Source organism: Pontibacillus marinus BH030004 = DSM 16465 (assembly GCF_000425225.1).
GTDB classification, from domain to species: domain Bacteria; phylum Bacillota; class Bacilli; order Bacillales; family BH030062; genus Pontibacillus; species Pontibacillus marinus.
In genome coordinates this window covers 55,809-76,687 of the sequence record NZ_AULJ01000034.1, presented here as the reverse complement: position 1 = coordinate 76,687, position 20,879 = coordinate 55,809, and the positions used below count along the sequence as shown (strand labels likewise).

Annotated in this window: 26 protein-coding genes; 16 read left to right on the top strand and 10 right to left on the bottom strand. The window is 39.4% G+C overall.

Annotated elements, in window-relative coordinates; all coding sequences use genetic code 11:
• Positions 1 to 358 precede the first annotated feature (358 nt).
• Together H514_RS0107685 and H514_RS22745 are read left to right on the top strand one after the other, a co-directional pair.
• Positions 359 to 736 carry an ArsR/SmtB family transcription factor gene (locus H514_RS0107685; RefSeq protein ID WP_027446434.1) on the top strand — a complete coding sequence of 126 codons (378 nt, stop codon included), beginning with the start codon at positions 359 to 361 and terminating at the stop codon, positions 734 to 736.
• On the top strand, positions 717 to 2,846 hold the full coding sequence (locus tag H514_RS22745; protein WP_081672965.1) for a heavy metal translocating P-type ATPase: 2,130 nt from the start codon (positions 717 to 719) through the stop codon (positions 2,844 to 2,846). Before H514_RS0107685 ends, H514_RS22745 begins: the two co-directional genes overlap by 20 nt.
• Positions 2,847 to 2,895: 49 nt before the next feature.
• Here H514_RS22745 and H514_RS0107675 read toward each other — a convergent pair whose 3' ends face one another.
• The 3 genes from H514_RS0107675 to H514_RS0107665 form a co-directional block, all read right to left on the bottom strand.
• Positions 2,896 to 3,318, bottom strand: coding sequence for a hypothetical protein (locus H514_RS0107675; protein ID WP_027446433.1), 423 nt, complete (start codon positions 3,316 to 3,318; stop codon positions 2,896 to 2,898).
• A gap of 79 nt (positions 3,319 to 3,397) precedes the next feature.
• On the bottom strand, positions 3,398 to 3,898 hold the full coding sequence (locus H514_RS0107670) for a GNAT family N-acetyltransferase (RefSeq protein ID WP_027446432.1): 501 nt from the start codon (positions 3,896 to 3,898) through the stop codon (positions 3,398 to 3,400).
• A gap of 42 nt (positions 3,899 to 3,940) precedes the next feature.
• The gene (locus H514_RS0107665; RefSeq protein WP_027446431.1) at positions 3,941 to 5,134 is read right to left on the bottom strand and encodes an MDR family MFS transporter; all 1,194 of its coding nucleotides are present in this window, start codon (positions 5,132 to 5,134) and stop codon (positions 3,941 to 3,943) included.
• A gap of 115 nt (positions 5,135 to 5,249) precedes the next feature.
• Between H514_RS0107665 and H514_RS23965 the strand changes: the two genes are divergently transcribed.
• Complete coding sequence (locus H514_RS23965) at positions 5,250 to 6,071, top strand: AraC family transcriptional regulator (protein WP_051255078.1); 822 nt, start codon at positions 5,250 to 5,252, stop codon at positions 6,069 to 6,071.
• A 50-nt stretch (positions 6,072 to 6,121) separates the two neighbouring features.
• Here H514_RS23965 and H514_RS0107655 read toward each other — a convergent pair whose 3' ends face one another.
• A complete protein-coding gene (locus H514_RS0107655; protein ID WP_036842026.1) occupies positions 6,122 to 6,379 on the bottom strand; it encodes a DUF2164 domain-containing protein in 258 nt (85 codons plus the stop codon).
• 74 nt (positions 6,380 to 6,453) lie between these two features.
• Here H514_RS0107655 and H514_RS0107650 point away from each other — a divergent pair, with 74 nt between their 5' ends.
• Positions 6,454 to 7,083, top strand: coding sequence for a pyridoxamine 5'-phosphate oxidase family protein (locus H514_RS0107650; protein WP_027446429.1), 630 nt, complete (start codon positions 6,454 to 6,456; stop codon positions 7,081 to 7,083).
• Here the strand turns inward: H514_RS0107650 and H514_RS0107645 are convergent.
• A complete protein-coding gene (locus H514_RS0107645; RefSeq protein ID WP_027446428.1) occupies positions 7,080 to 7,268 on the bottom strand; it encodes a hypothetical protein in 189 nt (62 codons plus the stop codon). The two genes, H514_RS0107650 and H514_RS0107645, sit on opposite strands and share 4 nt — an antisense overlap.
• Positions 7,269 to 7,330: 62 nt before the next feature.
• Here H514_RS0107645 and H514_RS0107640 point away from each other — a divergent pair, with 62 nt between their 5' ends.
• Positions 7,331 to 8,029 (top strand): SIMPL domain-containing protein, encoded by a 699-nt coding sequence (locus tag H514_RS0107640; RefSeq protein WP_027446427.1) that lies wholly within the window; start codon positions 7,331 to 7,333, stop codon positions 8,027 to 8,029.
• Between the two features lie 146 nt (positions 8,030 to 8,175).
• Positions 8,176 to 8,799 (top strand): Bax inhibitor-1/YccA family protein, encoded by a 624-nt coding sequence (locus H514_RS0107635; RefSeq protein WP_027446426.1) that lies wholly within the window; start codon positions 8,176 to 8,178, stop codon positions 8,797 to 8,799.
• Between the two features lie 46 nt (positions 8,800 to 8,845).
• Here the strand turns inward: H514_RS0107635 and H514_RS0107630 are convergent, their stop codons facing one another.
• Positions 8,846 to 9,163, bottom strand: a complete 318-nt coding sequence (locus H514_RS0107630; protein WP_027446425.1) for a thioredoxin family protein — start codon at positions 9,161 to 9,163, stop codon at positions 8,846 to 8,848.
• Between the two features lie 137 nt (positions 9,164 to 9,300).
• On the opposite strand from H514_RS0107630, the gene H514_RS0107625 reads away from it, so the two are divergent.
• Genes H514_RS0107625 through H514_RS0107595 form a run of 7 tightly spaced genes read left to right on the top strand, consistent with a single transcriptional unit; the run spans position 9,301 to position 15,855 of the window.
• Positions 9,301 to 10,536 carry an ABC transporter substrate-binding protein gene (locus H514_RS0107625; RefSeq protein WP_027446424.1) on the top strand — a complete coding sequence of 412 codons (1,236 nt, stop codon included), beginning with the start codon at positions 9,301 to 9,303 and terminating at the stop codon, positions 10,534 to 10,536.
• Positions 10,514 to 11,374, top strand: a complete 861-nt coding sequence (locus H514_RS0107620) for an ABC transporter permease (protein WP_027446423.1) — start codon at positions 10,514 to 10,516, stop codon at positions 11,372 to 11,374. The genes H514_RS0107625 and H514_RS0107620 overlap by 23 nt, the downstream gene beginning before the upstream one ends.
• A gap of 1 nt (position 11,375) precedes the next feature.
• Positions 11,376 to 12,185 (top strand): ABC transporter permease, encoded by an 810-nt coding sequence (locus tag H514_RS0107615; RefSeq protein ID WP_233422675.1) that lies wholly within the window; start codon positions 11,376 to 11,378, stop codon positions 12,183 to 12,185.
• Positions 12,182 to 13,162: an ABC transporter ATP-binding protein gene (locus H514_RS22735; RefSeq protein ID WP_051255077.1), complete on the top strand. Its 981-nt coding sequence runs from the start codon at positions 12,182 to 12,184 to the stop codon at positions 13,160 to 13,162. Before H514_RS0107615 ends, H514_RS22735 begins: the two co-directional genes overlap by 4 nt.
• A 4-nt stretch (positions 13,163 to 13,166) precedes the next feature.
• The gene (locus tag H514_RS0107605) at positions 13,167 to 13,817 is read left to right on the top strand and encodes a TVP38/TMEM64 family protein (RefSeq protein WP_027446421.1); all 651 of its coding nucleotides are present in this window, start codon (positions 13,167 to 13,169) and stop codon (positions 13,815 to 13,817) included.
• A 16-nt stretch (positions 13,818 to 13,833) separates the two neighbouring features.
• The gene (locus tag H514_RS0107600) at positions 13,834 to 14,415 is read left to right on the top strand and encodes a CDP-alcohol phosphatidyltransferase family protein (RefSeq protein ID WP_027446420.1); all 582 of its coding nucleotides are present in this window, start codon (positions 13,834 to 13,836) and stop codon (positions 14,413 to 14,415) included.
• Between the two features lie 15 nt (positions 14,416 to 14,430).
• Entirely contained in the window at positions 14,431 to 15,855 is a 1,425-nt protein-coding gene (locus H514_RS0107595) for a dihydrolipoyl dehydrogenase family protein (protein WP_027446419.1), read from the top strand.
• 38 nt (positions 15,856 to 15,893) lie between these two features.
• On the opposite strand, the gene H514_RS0107590 is transcribed toward H514_RS0107595, so the two are convergent.
• Positions 15,894 to 16,571, bottom strand: a complete 678-nt coding sequence (locus H514_RS0107590) for a Crp/Fnr family transcriptional regulator (RefSeq protein ID WP_027446418.1) — start codon at positions 16,569 to 16,571, stop codon at positions 15,894 to 15,896.
• A gap of 207 nt (positions 16,572 to 16,778) precedes the next feature.
• Here H514_RS0107590 and H514_RS0107585 point away from each other — a divergent pair, with 207 nt between their 5' ends.
• From H514_RS0107585 to H514_RS24275, 3 genes are all read left to right on the top strand, one after another.
• On the top strand, positions 16,779 to 17,216 hold the full coding sequence (locus H514_RS0107585) for an OsmC family protein (RefSeq protein WP_027446417.1): 438 nt from the start codon (positions 16,779 to 16,781) through the stop codon (positions 17,214 to 17,216).
• A gap of 168 nt (positions 17,217 to 17,384) precedes the next feature.
• The gene (locus H514_RS24280; protein ID WP_081672963.1) at positions 17,385 to 17,489 is read left to right on the top strand and encodes a YjcZ family sporulation protein; all 105 of its coding nucleotides are present in this window, start codon (positions 17,385 to 17,387) and stop codon (positions 17,487 to 17,489) included.
• Positions 17,490 to 17,567: 78 nt separating this feature from the next.
• A complete protein-coding gene (locus tag H514_RS24275) occupies positions 17,568 to 17,702 on the top strand; it encodes a YjcZ family sporulation protein (protein ID WP_027446416.1) in 135 nt (44 codons plus the stop codon).
• A gap of 41 nt (positions 17,703 to 17,743) precedes the next feature.
• On the opposite strand, the gene H514_RS0107570 is transcribed toward H514_RS24275, so the two are convergent.
• The 3 genes from H514_RS0107570 to H514_RS0107560 form a co-directional block, all read right to left on the bottom strand.
• Positions 17,744 to 18,550, bottom strand: a complete 807-nt coding sequence (locus tag H514_RS0107570) for a DUF368 domain-containing protein (protein ID WP_027446415.1) — start codon at positions 18,548 to 18,550, stop codon at positions 17,744 to 17,746.
• Position 18,551: 1 nt separating this feature from the next.
• Positions 18,552 to 19,925, bottom strand: coding sequence for a DUF2254 domain-containing protein (locus H514_RS22730; RefSeq protein ID WP_051255076.1), 1,374 nt, complete (start codon positions 19,923 to 19,925; stop codon positions 18,552 to 18,554).
• Positions 19,926 to 20,064: 139 nt separating this feature from the next.
• Positions 20,065 to 20,874 carry a ZIP family metal transporter gene (locus H514_RS0107560; RefSeq protein ID WP_027446414.1) on the bottom strand — a complete coding sequence of 270 codons (810 nt, stop codon included), beginning with the start codon at positions 20,872 to 20,874 and terminating at the stop codon, positions 20,065 to 20,067.
• Between the last annotated feature and the right edge of the window lie 5 nt (positions 20,875 to 20,879).

Sequence of the window (20,879 nt, the reverse complement as noted above, 5' to 3'; positions counted from 1 at the left end):
CCCCATAATCTACATCAGAAAACCTTACGATAGCTGCGGTTCCGTTATTCACCATTCGGCTAAGGTGGGCTGGGAAATGGGTTGACTCCAGCGGAAAAACGGGCTAGCGAGACCCCGCAAGGAGCGAATAGCGGATGAGGAGGCTCGATAGTTCGTCCGCAGGAAAGCAACCCATTTCCCAGCCCGCCCGCTCTCTATTTGGCAACGGAACCTCTCTACGCTTTATTCCAGATTACTGCCATAATACTGAATAATTTTCATATCAAATATAAAAAAGATACCCTCCTATCATTGACATTCAAACACTCATTTGAATAAAGTATACTCAAACGATCATTTGAATGATGGAGGAAAATGGATGGCTAAAGATACTTGCGATGTCACCTGTGTCCATGAAGATACGGTGAATCGCGTTAAAGAATCCTTACAAAATCAAGAGCCGCTAAGTGTAGCGCAAATATTCAAAGCACTATCTGACGGAACGCGTCTCACGATAGCATACGCCCTTTTACAAGAGGAGGAACTTTGCGTATGTGATGTAGCGAATATTGTAGGTTCATCAACAGCAACTGCTTCTCATCACTTACGCCATTTACGTAAATTGGGATTGGCGCGTTATCGAAAACAAGGAAAACTCGCATACTATTCCTTAGACGATGATCACGTAAAGCAAATCGTTCAACTTGCCTTTACGCACCAAAAGGAGGTGAAGCATCGTGACGACGAATCAAGCTGATACAGCACAAGAAAAAGAAATTTATCGTATTGAAGGTCTCACTTGAGCGAACTGTGCCAAAAAGTTCGAAACGAACGTTAAGCACCTGGATGGTGTGAAAGATGCTCAAATTAATTTCGGCGCTTCGAAAATTTCTGTCTACGGTGAAACGACCGTGGAGGATTTAGAAAAAGCAGGCGCCTTTGAAAATTTATCGGTAAGACCTGAAGGAGAAAAGAAAGAAGAGACACCTAAGAAACCTTTCTTCAAGCGATATTGGCAAGAAATATTTGCTGTTCTTCTAATAATTTGTGGATACACCTCTTCTTTTACAGTTGGTGAACATGATGGTGCTACCATTGGTTTCTTCATCGGTGCGATTCTTGCAGCAGGTATTCCCCTCTTTAAGACTGGGGTCAAGAACCTGCTTCGCCTTGAATTTGATATGCGCACCTTGATGACGATTGCCATCATTGGTGCTTCAATCATAGGAGAATGGGGAGAAGCTGCAGTAGTAGTTGTTTTATTTGCGATTAGTGAAGCACTCGAAGCTTATTCCATGGATAAAGCTCGCTCTTCTATTCGATCACTCATGGACATTGCTCCTAAAACCGCAACAATAAGACGCGGTCAGAATGAATTGACCGTAGACGTTGAGGATATACAAATTGGGGATATCATGCTTGTTAAACCAGGCGAGAAAATTGCTATGGATGGTATTGTAAAAAATGGGCGCTCCTCAGTTAATCAAGCTGCTATTACTGGAGAATCTGTGCCTGTTGAAAAGACAGAGGGTAACGAAGCTTTTGCCGGAACACTGAATACAGAAGGGTTCTTGGAAATTGAGGTTACAAAACACGTTGAAGATACTACTATTGCAAAGATCATTCACCTTGTTGAAGAAGCTCAAGCTGAACGAGCACCTTCTCAAAAGTTTGTGGATCAATTTGCGAAATACTATACACCAGCGATTATCGCTGTCGCTTTTCTGGTAGCCATATTACCTCCACTACTCGGCGGTGCTTCTTGGTCTACTTGGGTATATCAAGGGTTAGCCGTTCTCGTTGTCGGGTGTCCTTGTGCGCTCGTTATCTCTACGCCAGTTTCGATTGTAACTGCAATAGGTAATGCTGCTCGTAATGGCGTGCTTGTTAAAGGCGGAATCTATCTAGAACAAGTTGCGAGAATTAAAGCCGTTGCGTTTGATAAAACCGGCACGCTAACAAAGGGAGTTCCAGAAGTTACGGACCTAAAATTCGTTTCCGATAATAACCGCTCAAAAGTTTTAGCTCAAGTTGCAGGATTAGAAGTGAAATCACAGCACCCTCTTGCATCAGCTATTTTGAAGAGAACTCAAGAAGAAGCGATTGTTCCTAAAGAAGTTGTGGAGTTTCAATCCATTACAGGAAAAGGGATCTCTGGAGAGTTCGATGGAGAAACGTATTACGTAGGCTCCCTCACACTATTTACTAAAGACCTTTCCATGGATGTTCCACACAACATTCTTGAACTTGTTGAATCGTTACAGAAACAGGGAAAAACCGTTATGGTCGCAGGTACATCACGTGAAATTGACCTGGTTCTTGCAGTCCGTGATGAGCTACGTGACCAAGCGACCAATATTTTATCAACTATTCATAACCTAGGGATCAAAGAAACCGTAATGTTAACAGGTGATCATCACCTTACCGCAAAATCACTGGGTGAAGAGTCTGGTGTGAAAGAGGTCAAAGCAGAACTCCTCCCTCAACAAAAACTCGAATGGATTAAGCATTATGAGAAAAATGTTGGACCGGTAGCAATGGTTGGAGACGGGGTAAATGACGCACCTGCTCTAGCAACATCAACCGTGGGTGTAGCTATGGGCGGAGCAGGAACTGATACAGCTCTTGAAACAGCTGATATTGCACTAATGGCCGATGACCTCGATAAGCTTCCATTTACCATCCGCCTCAGCCGCAAAGCATTACGAGTGATTAAACAAAACATTAGCTTTGCCCTGATCGTGAAGCTACTGGCATTGTTACTTGTTATACCTGGTTGGCTGACATTATGGATCGCTATTTTTGCAGACATGGGCGCGACCCTAATTGTAACGTTGAATGGACTAAGGTTATTAAGAACGAAATAAAAAAAGCTTGAGGCTCCTCACTTACATGGATGACCTCAAGCTTTTTTATTTACTTATTTTGTTGCTCCCTCGCCAACATGAGCATATAGGGTTCAACTTTAAATACCTTTAGAACTATAAATAACATAATGTAGAAAAATAAGCTGACAGGGCCACCACCTTTTACCGTATCCACCTCTAGCCACTTATTATAAACGTTCACAGGAACATACTCGAGTATTTGTACAAATAAGGCTGTGACTCCCATCGGTAATAGAGTTAACCCGATTCCTTTAATCATTGGATCCACTCCCAAAAAGACTGTCACGTAGACCAATAACCCTATCCAAAAGATAATGAATCGCTGTCCCCATATGATGGATTCACTTGTAAGAATCATAGATGACACTAAACCTATTAATATAAAGACAAAATTAAGTAAATAAAACTTTTCACTGTCTCTTAGCTTATAAATGAAGTTCTTCACGAACATGTTTTACACCCTATTCATTAGCTGTTAAATAGAGTTTATCAAAAAGAACGCTACCCCTAATGAAGTAAATGTTTCCAATTTACATGTTCACTGTCTCTAAATCAATTTGATAAAATGCTAAGTCCAACCATCTATCGAATTTATAACCGGCTTTTTGAATGGTCCCACTATATGTGAATCCTACTTTTTCATGCAAGGCTATACTTCCTTTGTTCGTACCATCAATCCCCGCAACCATGGTGATATAACCATCTTGTTTAGCGGCTTTTATTACCTCTTTTAGTAACCTGCCACCGATCCCTTTACCACCATGTTTAGGGTTTACATATACAGAATGTTCCACTGTATATTGGTAGGCTGGCCAATCTCTGAAAGAACCGTACGTAGCAAAACCACACACTTCTCCTCCTTCTTCAAAAACCAAAATGGGTACATTAGCGTTTTGTTTTTTCTCAAACCATTGAACACGGTTTTCGTACGTATAGGGTTCATAATCATAAACAGCTGTGGTGTTTACCACTGCATCATTATAGATGAATAAAATATCTTCTAGATCGTCTTTAGTTGCTATTCGAATCATGAAAGATGCTCCTTTTATAGTAATGAATCTATGTTAATCATTTTAGGATGTCACATCAAGTCTTATTTTTTCTTTTGATTCTATAGACCGAATTAACCTTATTTGGCTCCCTACACCTAAAACGATAAGAAGGAATACAGTAACATATAACCCCTCTCCCCCTATACCAGCCAAGACCGTTCCACCTAAGAAGGGCCCAACCGAGCGAGAGATATCCCAATGCAAACCAAATAAAGCGAAATATCTCCCTTTATGATCCTCAGGAGCAAGTGTACTTATAAAGGTTTGTATATGGTTAAGCGTTAAAATAGCCCCCAAACAGAACAAAACCTGTGATACAATGAAGCCTACAATATGGTTGAAAAATCCAAAACCGAGTGATGATAAAGCATAGAGGATGTATCCAGTTTGAATGACACGGAATCTTGAAAATTGACTCGTTCGATTAACGAGGATCACCTCAAATAATATAAATACGATTGTACCGATCGTCTCAAGCACCGAAAAGACAACGAGATAGTTTGTTACAGTTTCCTTTAGGAATACCGGCCAATTTGTCTCCATTTGCGCATGAAATAAGCTTATTGGCAACATTCCGATCATCAACCAACCAAGCATTTTGTAATCTCTACTCTTTAAATTGTATGAAGAAGTAGCCGAAGCTCTTGGATTCGATTCTGGTAAGAGTTTTAAGCCCGCCAACAAGTAAATCAAGATAAACGTTGCCATCGTTATAAAGAGGATTTCCTGATTGACTTTAAACAAGAAAGCTCCAATAGCAGGACCTCCTAGAGCACCAATACTCGACGCTGTACTCAAAAGGGCAAACGTTTCAGCCTGCTTGTTTTGTGAGACTGTATCAGCTATTTGGGCTCTTGCTGCTGGAATATAAACAAACCGCCCAACCCCGTTTATAAAGGTGAACAGGACAAAAAGCCATACATGACTAGCAAAAGCGAACCCGCCAATAGCAATCACTTGGAAAAGGAGAGAGCCTAACATAACAGGGCGTCTACCCAATCGGTCAATCCACCCTCCAAAGAGTATGGTAAATAAGATTTCTGTGAAAGGCTGAACACCAACGATCAAAGTGGTCAAAACGATATTTTCACTGAGTTGATCATACAAATATAATGTGAGAAATGGTAAGAGGATAATGGATACAAAGGATGTCAACGCATGCCCGACTGCTTGAATCCACACTACTTGAGGGAATTTCATAAGATATGACTTCATGATGCATCTCTCCTGTTCTTTAACGGAATAAGAACAGTTTAGCGGAGATCACACTTGAAACTCTCTTCAAATATTGCTTGATGATGTGCATATATTGCGAAAGGAGGAACTCGAAATGGAAATGCGACTCGATATGAAGCACACAGGTGTATTAATGTTTGATTTACAAAAAGGCGAAGCTGATGAAACCCATACGCATGACCATTTTCAGCTCAGCGTTCCTCTATCTGGAGATCTTCTTACTTTTCATAATCACAGAACTCAAAAGCTTGAACACAACCAATCTCTTTTAGTTCCCCCAGATGATATTCATCAGCACGAAGCACAGCAAGACAGAAAAGAAATCATGTTGATCAGCTTTAATGAGGAAATAATGAAGAAAGCTTATAAAACCCATACAGGCGAAGACCTTCACACAATCGACTTCTCCCCTGTCCAGAAGAATTCGCAAGCGCTTTTAAAAGAAGCAAAGTCCATATTTCAAACCGCTTCATTCGATGGTGTGGATGCAGCAATGAACCTGGAAGAAGCGTTCACTTCCGTTATACTGGACCAAATGAGTGGATCACACTCCGAGATATGGCATGCATGTAAAAAGGAGCATGCCTATGGCTCTGCCCCTTTTATTAAAGAAGTCAAAAATCTTATTGAGGATTGTTATGACGAAAACTTAACTCTAGAAAGCATGGCACATCATTTAAATATCAGTAAATACCATCTACATCGAATATTTAATCAAAGCGTAGGTATTACCCCCATGGCTTATTTACACAAGACCCGTTTAGAAAAAGCAACACAAATCTTGTTAAGTGGTTCTTATGATATTACTAACGTTGCGTTTATGGTTGGATATCAATCGATTAGTACATTTAATCGTTCATTTAAAAAGATGTATGGGAAAACTCCGAGTCAATTTGTGAAAGAGCATCGAATATAGATTACATAACGCGGACAAATAGCATTAAAAAACGGCAGGTCACTAGGACTCTACCGTTCGCGCTGCACATAGATTGTTTTTTCTAAAGATGTAATATCCTCATCGATATTCATCATCTTTTCATCGACCATTTTCTTCGCATCTCTTACGCCTTGATTGTATATGTAAGGACCAATTTCTTTTACAAAATAATGATAAAACTGTTCAGCTCCGATCATCCCAAGCTCTTCACCACGTTCCATTTCAAAATAAGCTTGGATCTGAGCGATGATTTGTTCTTTATCATCTTTCGAGATTTTAATATCCATACTCGTCCCTCCTTTCCTTTTACTGTAACATATATGAAAGAGGATAATCCTACCATTAGCGAAGGAGGAACAACATGCAACCTTTTCAACACTCAATACAAACCGTAGAAGAATTAGAAAAGTTAGTGGGTACTCCAAGTAAACTGGCCTCTAATAAGGTAATCGATTTTATTGATGAGAACTGCAAGGAGTTTATCGCACTCTCTCCTTTTCTCACACTAGCTACCTCTGCTGGTAATGGAACTTGTGATGTATCGCCTAGAGGAGATCAACCTGGTTTCGTCTATATTCATGACCAAAAGCACCTTGTTATCCCAGAACGCCCTGGAAATAAGCGAGTTGATTCTATGCGAAACATTTTAGAAAACCCTCACATCGGCATTATTTTTATGATACCAGGAACTCGTGAAACACTACGTATTAACGGTACAGCGCGTCTTATTCAAGACGAAGATATCCTAAAAAAGATGAAAGCAAAGGGGCATACACCATCCCTCGGCATTGCGGTTGAAGTTGAGGAGTGTTTTATTCATTGTGCCAAAGCATTCATTCGTTCTGAGCTATGGAACCCTAACTCATGGTTAAAAGAGGATGAACGCCCCAAACCTGCTAAAATGATGGCTGCGCATGCGAAAGGGTTAAACATGGATGAACAAAAGGTACAGTCCTCTCTCGACAACTCTTATTCAAATCGTCTCTATTAAGGAGCACTACCTACCACACATGTTGTTTTATTTGGCTTACCAGGACGATGGTGTACACGTACATATTCAAAGCCTGCTTGTTCTAAAAAGGAGCGAATTTGATCACCTGCTAATTCAGCCGTTTGATCAGAAGCTCCTTTATCATATCTGTATCTTTTTTTCCCGTTTTTTAAAAGATCAAGCATAATGAGGAATCTCCTTTCATGAAATAAGTAGTAGCGACTAATTCATGAAAGGTGGAATCAATATGTATTATCCGCCCTACCCTTCTCCTGCACCCAATCCTGTAAGGAACCAACCGGAAAATGAGAAAAAACGTGTTATGACTGTTACCGGAGTCGGTTCTGTATCTGCCCAACCAAATGTGGCTAAAATCAACCTCGGTGTTGAAACGCAGGATGAAGAATTAACGAAAGCTCAACAAGATAATGCGCAAACGTTAAATAAAGTGATTGACTCTCTTGTACAAATGGGCATTCCACGCGAAGATATTCAAACTGTAGACTATTTTATTTACCCTCAATATGACTATGTGGACGGAAAACAAGAATTTCGAGGTTATCAGGTAACGCATACGATCCAAGTGACGATAAAAGATCTGAGCCAAACGGGAAAAGTGATCGATACAGCTGTTCAAAACGGGGCGAACCGCGTGTCGAATATTGAGTTTACGATTGATAATCCTCAACAATATTACAAGCGGGCACTAAACCGAGCTTTAGAGAATGCAGTATCAAAAGCACAGACCATTGCGAATCAAATGAACTTGAACCTGGATCCAACACCAACACAAATTGTCGAAGAACTCCCTCAAGGAACCGTAACTCCTCAGACATTTAAACAGGCTGAAGCCGTAAGTTCAGCATCTACTCAAGTCGAACCAGGCCAAATCGAGATTACTTCACGAGTTGAAACGAAATTTCAATATACTTCTGCCAACAGTTAAAGAGAAATAATTGGGCTTATCTTCTAAAACATTTTTAGTAACATGATTGAGGGTCCATTTAAGTGGACGGCCAAACCCGTGAATAAATTCGACAAAACGTTAAAAAATCTACTATACTATGGAGAGTTTGATGAAGGAGGATTCTTATGCAAAAAGGTGAATTATTAGCCGCGGTGCTAAGAACCTTTGCGATCTCCATTGGATTTGCATTGATTGGCTTGTTCGCTGGCCAATGGGTTCCACCTGCTCTCTTTTTACCGCTTATTATAGTAGAATTTATATTACTTATTGTCGTATTCTTTGTGCGTAAAGCCAAAAAGATCAGCTACTCATTCCTGTTCTTTTTCACCTTTATATCAGGCTTAACGTTATTTCCTGTGATGTCCTACTACGTTAGTTCAATTGGAGCATATACTGTACTCGTTGTATTCGGCGTAACGGCTGTTATTTTCACAGTACTCTCCATTTATGCTTGGAAGACAAAACGTGACTTAAGCTTTATGGGCAGCATACTAATGAGTGCACTTCTAGCGCTTATCCTCGTTTGGATCATCCATATGATCTTTAACTTGGGTGGAATGGCTATTCTAGTCATCACGATCATTAGTATTCTGATATTCTCAGGATTTATTATCTATGACATTAACAAAATCAAACACGGTTATCATGATGAAAAAGATATTCCATTACTTGCGTTAAATCTTTACTTAGATTTTCTTAATCTATTCTTAGATTTATTACGCCTTGTAAAAATTTTATCCGATGATTAAAAAATGCGTGCCCCTTCTATTGGGAGCACGCATTTTTTTCATCATTTTATAGGGATGTAACTAAAAATTCTTGTACTTCTTCAGGTGTTTTCGCGTTTGCACTGTGTAAATGAGCAATCTTTGCACCGTTTTGGAAGATTAGGATACTTGGGATTCCCATTACATCATACTCTTGTGCGATTTCAGGAAGTTCATCACGGTTAACTTCGAACCACTGATAACCACTGTATTCTTCTAAGATATCCCCGATGAACATATCCATACGCTTACAGTCCGGGCACCAGTTTGCTGAGAACTTTATCATAACAGGTTTTTCGCTGTTAATTGTGTTTTGAAACGTTGCTGTATCATGAATCATTTCCATGGTCCTAGCCTCCTCTTAAGTCTTACCTTACTATATTTAAACATATCATAACATGGAACGAAAACACATTGTGTAAGTTGGATTACATTATAAATCACTTCAGTACTTGTATAATGAAGTCATTAGGAGGGCTTTATATGAAAAAGTATTCTTTATTTATGCTAATCATACTTTTGTTAACCGCATGTGGTCAAAGTAATAATCCAAACACTCAATCTATTGATTTTCAACATACATCTTGGTCTGACATCACTCAAAAAGCAGACTCTACTACGGTAAACATTCACATGTGGGGTGGAGATGAAGGGATTAACCGCTATATTGATGAATGGGTCGCTCCTAAGCTAAAAGAACAATACAACATTACTTTAAATAGAACGCCTATGGATACGCAAAATATATTACAAAAACTCCATTCAGAAAAAAGAGCCGGTAAACAAGAAGGAACGATTGATGTTATATGGATCAATGGTGAAAATTTTAAAAACGCAAAGAACAACGAGTTACTTTATCGTCCATTTCGTGATCAACTCCCCAATTTCAAAAAATACTACGACCAAGAAAGTTTAGCTTTTCAATATGACTTCGGAACAGCTGTGGATGGTTATGAAGCACCTTGGGGTAAGGTACAGTTCGTTTTTCAATACAATAGCAACAAAATCGAAGAGCCTCCTAAATCATTTGAGGAACTAAAAGCCTGGGTGAAAGACAACCCTGGGAAGTTCACTTACCCCAACCCTGATGATTTTTCAGGAAACGCATTTTTAAGGCACTTACTCTATCAATCCGCTGACAGTCCTGAAAGCATTATTGAAGAACCTTTTTCTAAACAACATGCCACAAAACATTCTCAAGAAATGTGGTCCTATCTAAATGAAATCGAACCTCATTTATGGCGTGAGGGAAAGCATTATCCTTCTACGTTATCCGAACTCGATCGCTTATATAGCAATGGAGACGTATGGATGACCATGGGGTATAACGAAGCTAGAGCTGAGCACATGATTGAAGATGGCGTTTTTCCTGAGTCAACTCGCTCTTTCGTTATGGAGTCGGGATCAATCGGAAACACGCACTTCCTTGCAATTCCATACAACAGCCCAAACAAGGAAGGTGCCTTGACAGCCATCAACTTCTTATTATCACCAAATGCACAACTGAAAAAGCTCAACCCTACTTATTGGGGGGACAATACGCCCATTAGTATCGATAAATTATCAGCCGAGGATCAAGAAAAATTCCAATCTCTTGATCGTGGTAAGACCGTCTTACCAGGTAAAAAACTAGAGGAAAGCTTTTTACCTGAGGCTGATTCTGCCTATGTAGAGTGGTTAAAGGAGAATTGGAAAAATGAAGTCATCCGGAACGACTAAGATTTGGCTCCTCTTACTCCCGGTATTCCTGTTTTTATTATTACCTGCTTACGGGCTATTTTCAGCTCTATGGAGTAGTTTAATCCATCAGGGAAGTCTATCTCTTCAAACTTATCAAGAGTTATTTCAAAAGGAGACATTTTGGTCCTCTTTATTTTACAGCCTACGTATCACCTTTATTGCTACGGGGGTTTCATTAGTGATAGGCCTTTTACTCACACGAACTTTTTACCCTGTGATTAATCGATTGCCCGGAAAGTTAAGCGTATGGCTACCGATGTTATTCCCCCATTTTGTTTGGGGATATATCGTTTTATTACTCTTTGAACAAAGTGGTTTGTTTTCATATATGTTCCACCATCTAGGAATTATCGAAAGTCGTGAGTCCTTCCCTATCCTAACCAATGATCAAAATGGGATTGGGATGATCCTCACTTATATCGGAAAAGAAGTTCCTTTCGTAGTCTTAATGCTGTTACCTGTTTATGTACAAAAAAATCATCAGTATAAAGACTTGGTGCGGACACTTGGTGGAGGTCGCTGGGCAGCTTTTAAAGATGCTGAGTGGCCATGGGTTTCTCCTATTTTGCTTGAATCAGGAGTTATTCTATTTGCTTTTATATTAAGTGCTTATGAAGTGCCTTATTTACTTGGGGCTACATTTCCTGAGATGATTTCAATCTTAACGTACGATTGGTTTTATGCTGGGGATTGGAGTGAGCGTCCTTTAGCTTTTGCAGCGATGATTTCCACGAGCATACTGATTGGTATTGTGTCCTGGGGACTGTATGCTATCACAAATCGCAAGCGTTGGTTGTTAACGAAAGGAAAACGATAAGATGATGAAAACACTACGACACAAACAAATTCAGTTCTGGGTCTATATATCGATCCTATTCCTCTTCCCTGTACTGTTCTTATTATATAAGAGTTTCACCTTACCAATGCGGTACGAAACTCACCTACATGCCCATTTCACAATGCAGGGTTGGGTCACGCTTTTTTCAGAAAATCAACTTATACAAGCTACTTTCGTATCGCTCGGAATTGGAGCTATCGTGGTTATACTCAACTTAATCGTTGGTCTAACGGCTGGATATGCATTAGCATTTTACGATTTTAAGGGAAAGTCATTGTTAGAAGCACTTATCCTTTTTCCTATTATTATCCCTTTGCTTGCTATCACAATTGGGGTTCATATCGCTATGATTCGCCTGGGCATAGCGGATACGTGGGTTGGAGTGGTACTGATTCACCTAGTTCCTACTATTCCTTACGCCGTAAAAATATTGAGGAATGGTTATACCTCTTTAGGAACAGCCATTTTAGAACAGGCTTACGTTTTAGGCCCAGACCCTTGGCAACGTTTTTTATCAATTGACCTTCCTTTATTGAAACCTGCAATTCGGAGTACGATTTTTCTAACTTTTGTGATTAGTCTTAGTCAGTATGTCATAACAGCTATCATTGGTGGCGGGAATGTCGTGACATTAGCATTGGTTTTCTTTCCCTTTTTAAACTCAGCGAATAGCACCGTGCTCGCTGCCTTTTCGATTTGGTTTGCCTTGCTACCATTTCTTTTTTATATCCTAATAGAATTATTGTTTCTCTTATTACCTTACCAAAAGCCTTGGAGGACTCGCTCATGACAACACCTTGCATTCAACTCCATCAAGTATCAAAATTCTTTCAAAGCGATCCTGTTTTTCAAAATCTTGACCTCTCTCTAGAAAAAGGAGAAATCATGAGTATAGTCGGCCCTTCAGGAAGTGGTAAAACCACATTATTGCGCTGTTTGGCTGGACTTGAACCTTTTACGGAGGGACGTTTACTCATAAATGAAAAAGATCTGACAGGCACGGAAACCAATAAGCGGCCTATTAGCTTAGTTTTTCAACAACCTTTGCTATTTCCTCACATGACTATTCTAGAAAATGTCGCATATGGACTAGCTTTTCAAAACATTAAAAAGAAAGAACGTCACCCAAAAGCGAGAGAGCTTATACAACAAGTAGGATTAAAAGGATATGAAAGATCCTATCCTCATGAAATGTCTGGTGGACAACAACAGCGCATTTCGTTAGCTCGGTCGTTAGCTATTCAGCCCAAGCTTCTTTTACTCGATGAACCATTCAGTAGTTTGGATGTGCAATTGCGTATAGAAATGCGAACTTGGGTAAGAGATTTGTTAAAAGAAAAGCAGATAACAGCTCTATTTATTACACATGACCGTGAAGAAGCTATGTATATGGGAGATCGGGTTGGAATCTTTCATGGAGGTTTCCAACAAATTGGAGAGCCTGATGAAGTATATCAGTTTCCATCCACACCATTTGTAGCAGAGTTTTTTGGAGATCATATGGTTATAGATGAACACCATTACGTTCCTGTTCAGTCGCTAATTGTGACCACCCAAGACCCAAACACCAGTCAGTATTGCTGGGAAGGTATTGTGAAAAACAGCATATTTTATCATGGGAATCGATTTTATCAGATGTCCCTTCCCTCCTTAGAAAGGAATGTAACGGTGGCTAGTGCATTGGAGCTCAAGACTGGGGACAATGTTTACGTAACAGCATACCCTGAACGCGTCAATTCGTTTACGAACCTCAAATCAAAGGAATGAGTGTATGAAACACCTCAGAAAATGGCTTAAGCCGATCATAGTTTTACTCTTATTTTTAACATTAGCCTATATCGTTCGGTTTGAATTCGACATTACACCATCAAACATTAAAAACTTCATCTTATCCTTTGGTTGGTGGTCTCCGTTCATCTTTTTTATTATCTATGCTATTGGGCCTTTTGTTTTTTTCCCTACCTCTATCCTCTCGTTGGCTGCAGGAATTGCTTACGGCGTCTTTCCTGGTTTTTTCTATATTTTAATTGGGGCTACTGGAGCTGCAGCTACTGGATATGTGATGGCTCGTTATTTTGGTGATTCGATATTAAAGTTTCATAGCTTTAAATGGGCGGATCAAGTATATGAAAAAGTACAAGAAAGAGGTTTCCTATATGTACTCATTTTGCGATTAATTCCTTTAGTAGGCTTTGATGTTCTAAGTTATATATCTGGAATTGCTCGGGTCAGGTTTCGTTCCTATATGATGGCGACAATCGGCATTATCCCAGGGACATTCGCATACAGCTTCCTTGGCTCAAGCATCGAATCGGGAGATATGAGCATGATAATCGTAGCTATCATTATATTTGTAACTCTTCTTAGCTTAACCTACCTATTTCGTAACCAAGTGAAAAAATGGCTTGGACTCTCGGAATGATAAGGAGTCGATAAAAGTGCTAGACACACACGCTAGAAAATATGTACAACCCTCAATAGAAAGAACCGGAAAGTGGCTCGTAGATAAAGGACTGACGCCAAATCAGGTAACATTTATTGCCTTCTTAGTCGGAATATCAGCTGGAGGCTTTTATATCTTAAAGCTACCGATTATAGCTGTTATTGTTCTATGGATATCTGGCTTTCTTGATGCTGTCGATGGCACGATGGCTCGCCTGACAACCCCCTCCCCTTTTGGAACAGTAATGGATATCACTTTTGATCGGGTAGTAGAAATCGCTATTATTTTAGCTATAGCTTTTGTACACCCTGATGTTTTGTGGCCGTTATTGTTATTAAGTGTCTCGATTATCTTTTCAATGACGATCTTTTTAACAGTAGGTGCTGTATCGGAAAAGCAAGGGATTAAATCGTTTTATTATCAGGCTGGATTAGCCGAGCGATCAGAAGGTTTTATACTTTTTAGCATTATGATGCTGTTCCCATCTCTTTTATGGTGGTCCACATTAGCTTTTTTTACAGTTGAATTATTTACGGGAATGCAACGTTTTTTTGAGGCAAAACGCATTTTATCTTAGAGAGGAGACGATCTAATGAAAAACTATGATTTGATTATCGTCGGTGGTGGTGCTGGAGGATTAACAGTTGCTGCTGGAGCCGCATCCCTTGGTGCCAAGACTGCCCTTATTGATAAGCGCGAAGACCTTGGTGGGGATTGTCTTCATTATGGCTGTGTGCCTTCAAAAGCATTGATTGAGGTTGCGAATGAGGTGTATCAAGCACGGAATGTAAGTGCTTATGGTGTTCATACTTCAGGGGTTGTTGATATGAAAGCTATTAATGAACGAATAAAACAATCCATTTCCCACATCCAAGAGCATGATAGTATTGATCGTTTTAGGGACCTTGGGATTGATGTTTTCATAGGGGGAGCCTCTTTCCAAAACGAACATGAAGTTGAGTTAGTTGGCGGTGACCGTTTGTATGGAAAACGAATTGTCGTTTCTACTGGATCAAGACCAAACGTTCCTCCGATCCAAGGACTAGACCAGACGGGATACATTACAAACGAAACAGTTTTCGATTTAGATGAACTTCCTAAAAAACTTGTATTCATTGGTGGTGGCCCTATCGGCTTGGAACTTGCTCAAGCATTTGCAAGACTAGGTTCTGAAGTTACTGTATTAGAAGCCGGTCCAGCTATACTTGGTAAGGAAGATCAAGATGTGCGAAAAAAAGCACAGGAGATTCTTGAAAGGGAAATGAAAATTATCACTCATGCGAAAGTAGAAAAAACGTCACGAGATGAGGGACAAAATTACGTCCACTATTCCGTGGGAAATAATTCTCATGTGGTTGAAACCGATCAAATTTTCCTAGCTACAGGACGTACTCCCAATACGGACACTCTTCAATTGGAACAAGCAGGGGTGAGTATGGATAAAAGGGGTTTTATTAAGGTAGATGACACCATGCGCACATCAGTAAGTCACATTTTTGCTGTGGGTGACGTGAATGGCTCTTACCCTTTCACTCATATCGCAGGTCATGAAGGGAAAACTGTTGTACAAAATGCTGTATTTGGACTACGCCGAAGTGTTTCCTACGAAAATATCCCATGGAATACGTATCTATCACCGGAAGTATTTCACTTGGGATTAACACAAGAGGAAGCTCAAAACGAGCACGGCGATGTCATGATTTATCAAACGAATTTAGATGAAGTAGACCGTTATGTAGCAGATCATGCTTCAGAAGGTTTCTTGAAAATCATCACAACGACTAAAGGCCATATTGTTGGTGCCCATGCCATTGGTAAAGGTGTTGGAGACTGGATGCAGGTTCTCATTCTAGCCGTAAACAAAGGAATGAAAGTTGGCGATCTCTCTACGATGATTTACCCTTATCCTAATCACACAGCGGCAATAGAACAAGCAAGTAATCAATACTGGCGAAATAAACTCTTTTCTGGAGTTGTACCGAAGCTAACAAAAACATTTATACGTTGGTTTAGGTAGTTGGAGCTCTTCCTTTTGGGTGCGATGGAGATTCCTCCTTACACACCCAAAAGTTCCTTTACTTTCTCTGCGTGAACTGAAAACCATTTACCTTTTTTCAAATAGCCTTCTTTCTTGAGCTGGCTAATAATCGCACTTGTTGTTTCACGGGTAGAACCAATCATATTTGCTAAGTCTTGATGCGTCAGACGCATCTCGACAGTTTGCCAATCTTCCTTGCGACGCCCTGTTTTTTCACTAAGCATAAGTAGTAAATAAAGAAGCCGATTTTTCACGTCACTTAATGCCAGCTTTTCACTAATTTTATATACTTCTTTTAGGCGTGTGGATAAAATGTCTATAAGTTTCAAAGCAATTTTAGGATTCTTTTCAATAAAGAATTCAAAGTCCTCATGACTTAATATACATACATATGTATCTACCATTGCTTCAGCGTATATTTTATCATCCGTTAAAGATATTGAAGTGGTTTCACCAAAGATATTCCCATCTACAAGTATATCAACAGTAAACTGTCTTCCTTCACTATTCATTCTGTACAGTCTAACTTGTCCCTGTTTTAACAAGAACAAAGCTTGTATTGGATTTTCTGGAGATAGGATTGTAGTTCCTTTTTTAAGGGGTTTCATTTCACTCATCTCATCAATCACCATTAGTTCTTCTTTAGGAAGCTCATCAAACAGACTAATCTGGGAGAGCATTAATAATTTATCCACTAACTTCACCTCTAACATTTTTCATCAAATTAAGGGGGGATTCTCGAATGAAAATGCTTTACACAATCGATGGATGCTGCAAATGTTTTAAAGCTAAAAATCATCTTGAGAACTTAATTTGAATCAATGATGTAATTTAGATTACATCATTTCTTACTACATGATACTACAATGAAAGAGTATCAAAGTAAAAGGAGGCAATACACTATGGCTGAACAAACATTTCAAATCACTTCTAATTCAAATGGTATGAAAACGAGCATTGAAGCAGGTAAGCACTCCATCACTATAGACGAGCCAGCATCAATGGGAGGTACTGATCAAGGTGCAGACCCCTTATCCACTCTGTTAGGATCATTAGCTGGTTGCGAAACAGTTATTGCAAATATGGTAGCAAAAGAGATCGATTTTGACTTACAAGATATTTCATTCGATATCAAAGGCTCTCTTGACCCACGAGGTCTTATGGGCACAGAAGGGATTCGTCCTTATTTTCAAACCGTTGAAATTCATGCAACAGTGAACACAAGTGAATCTCGAGAGCGAGTTCAAGAACTCCAACGAATCACAGATGAACGTTGCCCTGTTTACACAACACTCGCTGCAGCAGATGTAGAACTAATAGCAAATTGGGAAAAAGCATAACAAGTCTTTATTTACAAGCTGTCTCTAACAATAGAGACAGCTTTTTTGTTCTCTATTCTTGTCACTTTAAGACACCCGCCCATTTTTAAGATAAATGCGGAATCGCCCACCCAAAATAGGGACATCTACATACATTATAAGTGAAGTCAAAGAAAAGGAGGGGTTTAGATGAGTCACGGTTACGGTGGCGGATTCGCGCTAATTGTTGTGTTGTTCATTTTGCTAATTATTGTAGGAGCATCTATGTTCGGTGGAGGATACGGCGGATACTAAGTTACCCCACACTTATCGATCGGTTTCATGTAGCAAGAGCTACCCTGATATAAAAGAGTTTCTTTTGAAAGGGGGGAAATGAGTATGTACGGATATGGTGGATACGGATGCTGCTATGGCGGAGGCTATGGTGGCGGATATGGAAGCTTTGTGCTAATCGTTGTACTCTTCATCTTGCTAATCATTGTTGGCGCAACAGCTTTCCGTTACTAATTTAATTATAAAAAAACCAGTACTCAAAATGAGTACTGGTTTTATGTGTGTTCAACTTTCCCTAATAAATAAGCCGCAAATAATCCACCTACAAAAGCTATCACACTAAGAAACATTAATGACGGTATCCCTGGATAGAGTACAATTATGGATCCAAAAACTAGTCCAATAATAATCGCATATGTGTGTGATGGATACCTTTTAAACACCCATTGAATAGCCTTACTCGTAATCATTAAACCAACCAAGACACCTAATCCAAAAACAAAAACACGACCAATTTGCAGTTCCTTTACCGCTTGGATAACCGTTGGGTACACGCCAACGAGCAATAAGAGTAAAGAACCGCTAATCCCCGGAAGGATCATGGCCATACTCGCTAGCCATCCTGATAAGAATAGCAACACCATTTGTAAGGTAGAAAGGGATGAACCCCAAGCTTCTGGATCCCCTTGATTGAAAACAGCCAACGAAGCTACTAAAGCACCGCTCACGATCATATAGCCATAATGATCCCCCTTAAAGTTCTCTTTATAGCCTGCTTGCTTAAACAAAAATGGAATAACTCCAATAATTAATCCAAGAAAGAAAAATAATGTAGGCGTTTTATAATTGTTCAGTAGCCAATGAATTCCCTGACTTAACAGTAGGATAGCTGCTCCTATTCCGATAATTAAAGGGATGAAAAAACCAATATGTTTTTTCCATTCTCGACTAAACACCCCATTTACTGCTTCAATTAGTCGATCATAAATACCTAAAATAACCGCGATTGTTCCACCGCTTACACCTGGAACCAAGTCACTTGTTCCCATAAGCATACCGCGGTATATATTTTTCCACTCCATTTTATAAGCTCTCCTTATTCACTCGGCCTCTCTCCGTATGATTCGTAAGAGGAATTTGATCTGGATCCTTTTCACAAACCTCTGCAATCTGATCTGCCATTCGTTTAATTAATTCATAATCATAGGAATAATACTGTTCATCTTCAATAGCCTTGATCATATATAAAGTAAAATCCCAAATGACTTCTCGCACTTTCTCATCATTAACTTTAGCGATTTTATAAAGGGCCTCTAAGACACCATTCATTACGGAAACATCATTCTTTCCATATAATCGAATTTGGTAGAAGCTTTTATATAGGTATTCAAAATATTGTTTCGGTTCTAAAATAACGCGAAGTTCATCCTCTTGGTCTGAATAATAGCGATAAGCTTTATATTCCTGACCTAACTCAGCTAGTAATGAACCAATACGGTTAATACAATTAATTGCAGTATGAGGATCATTAATCCCAGGTGAAATCGCTCTTAATGCAATTTCAACCAACTTCTGTATCGCAAATTCAATGTCCTGAAGATTTGTTCGCTCTTTACCGATCATAATATACTTCCGAAACGAACTTTCATTAACTTCATCTTTATTCTTATCGGCGTAATATGATAACAATGGAGTACCAGCTTCTACGTAATCCCCAACCTGAAAGTGGATATCTATAACCACGTCTTGATCCATCGCCCATTGAATCAATGACTTAAATTGAACATGTTGAATATAACCAGATTGTTGAACTTTTACAATTTGGCGTTCTTTGTTCTTTATCCTTTTCACCTCGTTTTCATCCCACTGTTCATAAACGCCATAAGACTTTTCAGAGAACTTCTTCCCTATTACTCTATAGGTTTCATCTTGTATCTTCCCTATCAAGTTATTCACCTGTACCCAACGAGATGAGTGATGAATAAATACAACGAAAAAACCGAGCGTTATGATAGCTACAATAACAGTAAAAAACGGGCTAATTAAAACTTTCGTCTTGCTTTCTGTTAATAGAACAAGATTAAGTAGCGCAAAGATAAACCCAAACACATACACACCTAAGACATTTTGAGTCACTTGGTCTGTCATAAAATCCTGAAGTGTCCTTGGTGAAAATTGCTGTGAATAGGTGGTTAACACAACCATAATAGACGAAAAACTAATCGTTGTCATCGTTAAAATAGATGTAATCAATGCAGAATAAAGTGACATAGCCGTACTACGAGTTGTTAAAAACAATTCAGGTATGTAACGTTTTACTTCTTGAATATAATATACGTCAACCATCGTCGTAATTGCGACTGCTATTATGGAAAATATACTATAAATACTTGGCATAAACCAATAGCTATCTCTTATTCGTATCCAAAATAAAGAATCTTTCCAAGAAAATTTCATCCGGCTTTCCCCTTTTTGTAAGTTTCCTCTCAGTTTTCCCCTTCATTTCACTCCTAAACGAGACATCGGAACAAGAAAATTTGTAATATTAACCAAAAAAGATAGATGCCTGCTTCCGCAGACATCTACCTTTTTTATTTTATCCTAATGCTACATCTAAGGTCATCATAACAGCAAAACCGATCATCAAGCTGATAGATGCTAGTTCAGCATTCCCTTTTTCCTGTGAACCAGGAATGATCTCTTTAGCCACTACAAAAATCATAGCGCCTGCAGCAAATGCAAGTGCGTAAGGAAGAATTGGTTTAATCATAATAACAGCTAATGCGCCAATCACTGCTGATATTGGTTCAACCATCCCGGAGAATTGACCGAAGAAAAAGCTTTTTCCTTTTGACATTCCGTCACGATGTAACGGCATTGAAACAGCCAAACCTTCAGGAAAGTTTTGAATACCAATACCCAGAGCCAAAGCCACTGCACTTGCTAATGCCGCTTCAGTGGCTCCTGATGCTAAAGCACCAAATGCAACACCAATGGCAAGACCTTCCGGGATGTTGTGTAACGTAATCGAAAAGATAAGCAGCGTTGTTCTGCGCTTTGCCTTGTTATCCTTAATATCATTCATATACTGGCTGTTATATAATAAAGGCGCAAGACGGTCAACAAGCATTAAAAATGCGCCACCTAGTAAAAACCCTACTGTAGCAGGTAGCCAAGATGGCCCTGACCGTTCTCCCGCCATTTCAATTGCAGGGGCAAGCAGAGACCAATAGCTGGCAGCTATCATAACACCACCAGCAAAAGCTAACGTGCTATCCATAAATTTTTGATTTGTTCCTTTTGTGAAAAATACTAGTCCAGCGCCCAACGCGGTCATTCCCCATGTAAATAGGGTACCGATAAAGGCTTGCATAACTGGGTCTAGCGAAGTAAACATTTCGTACATCTATC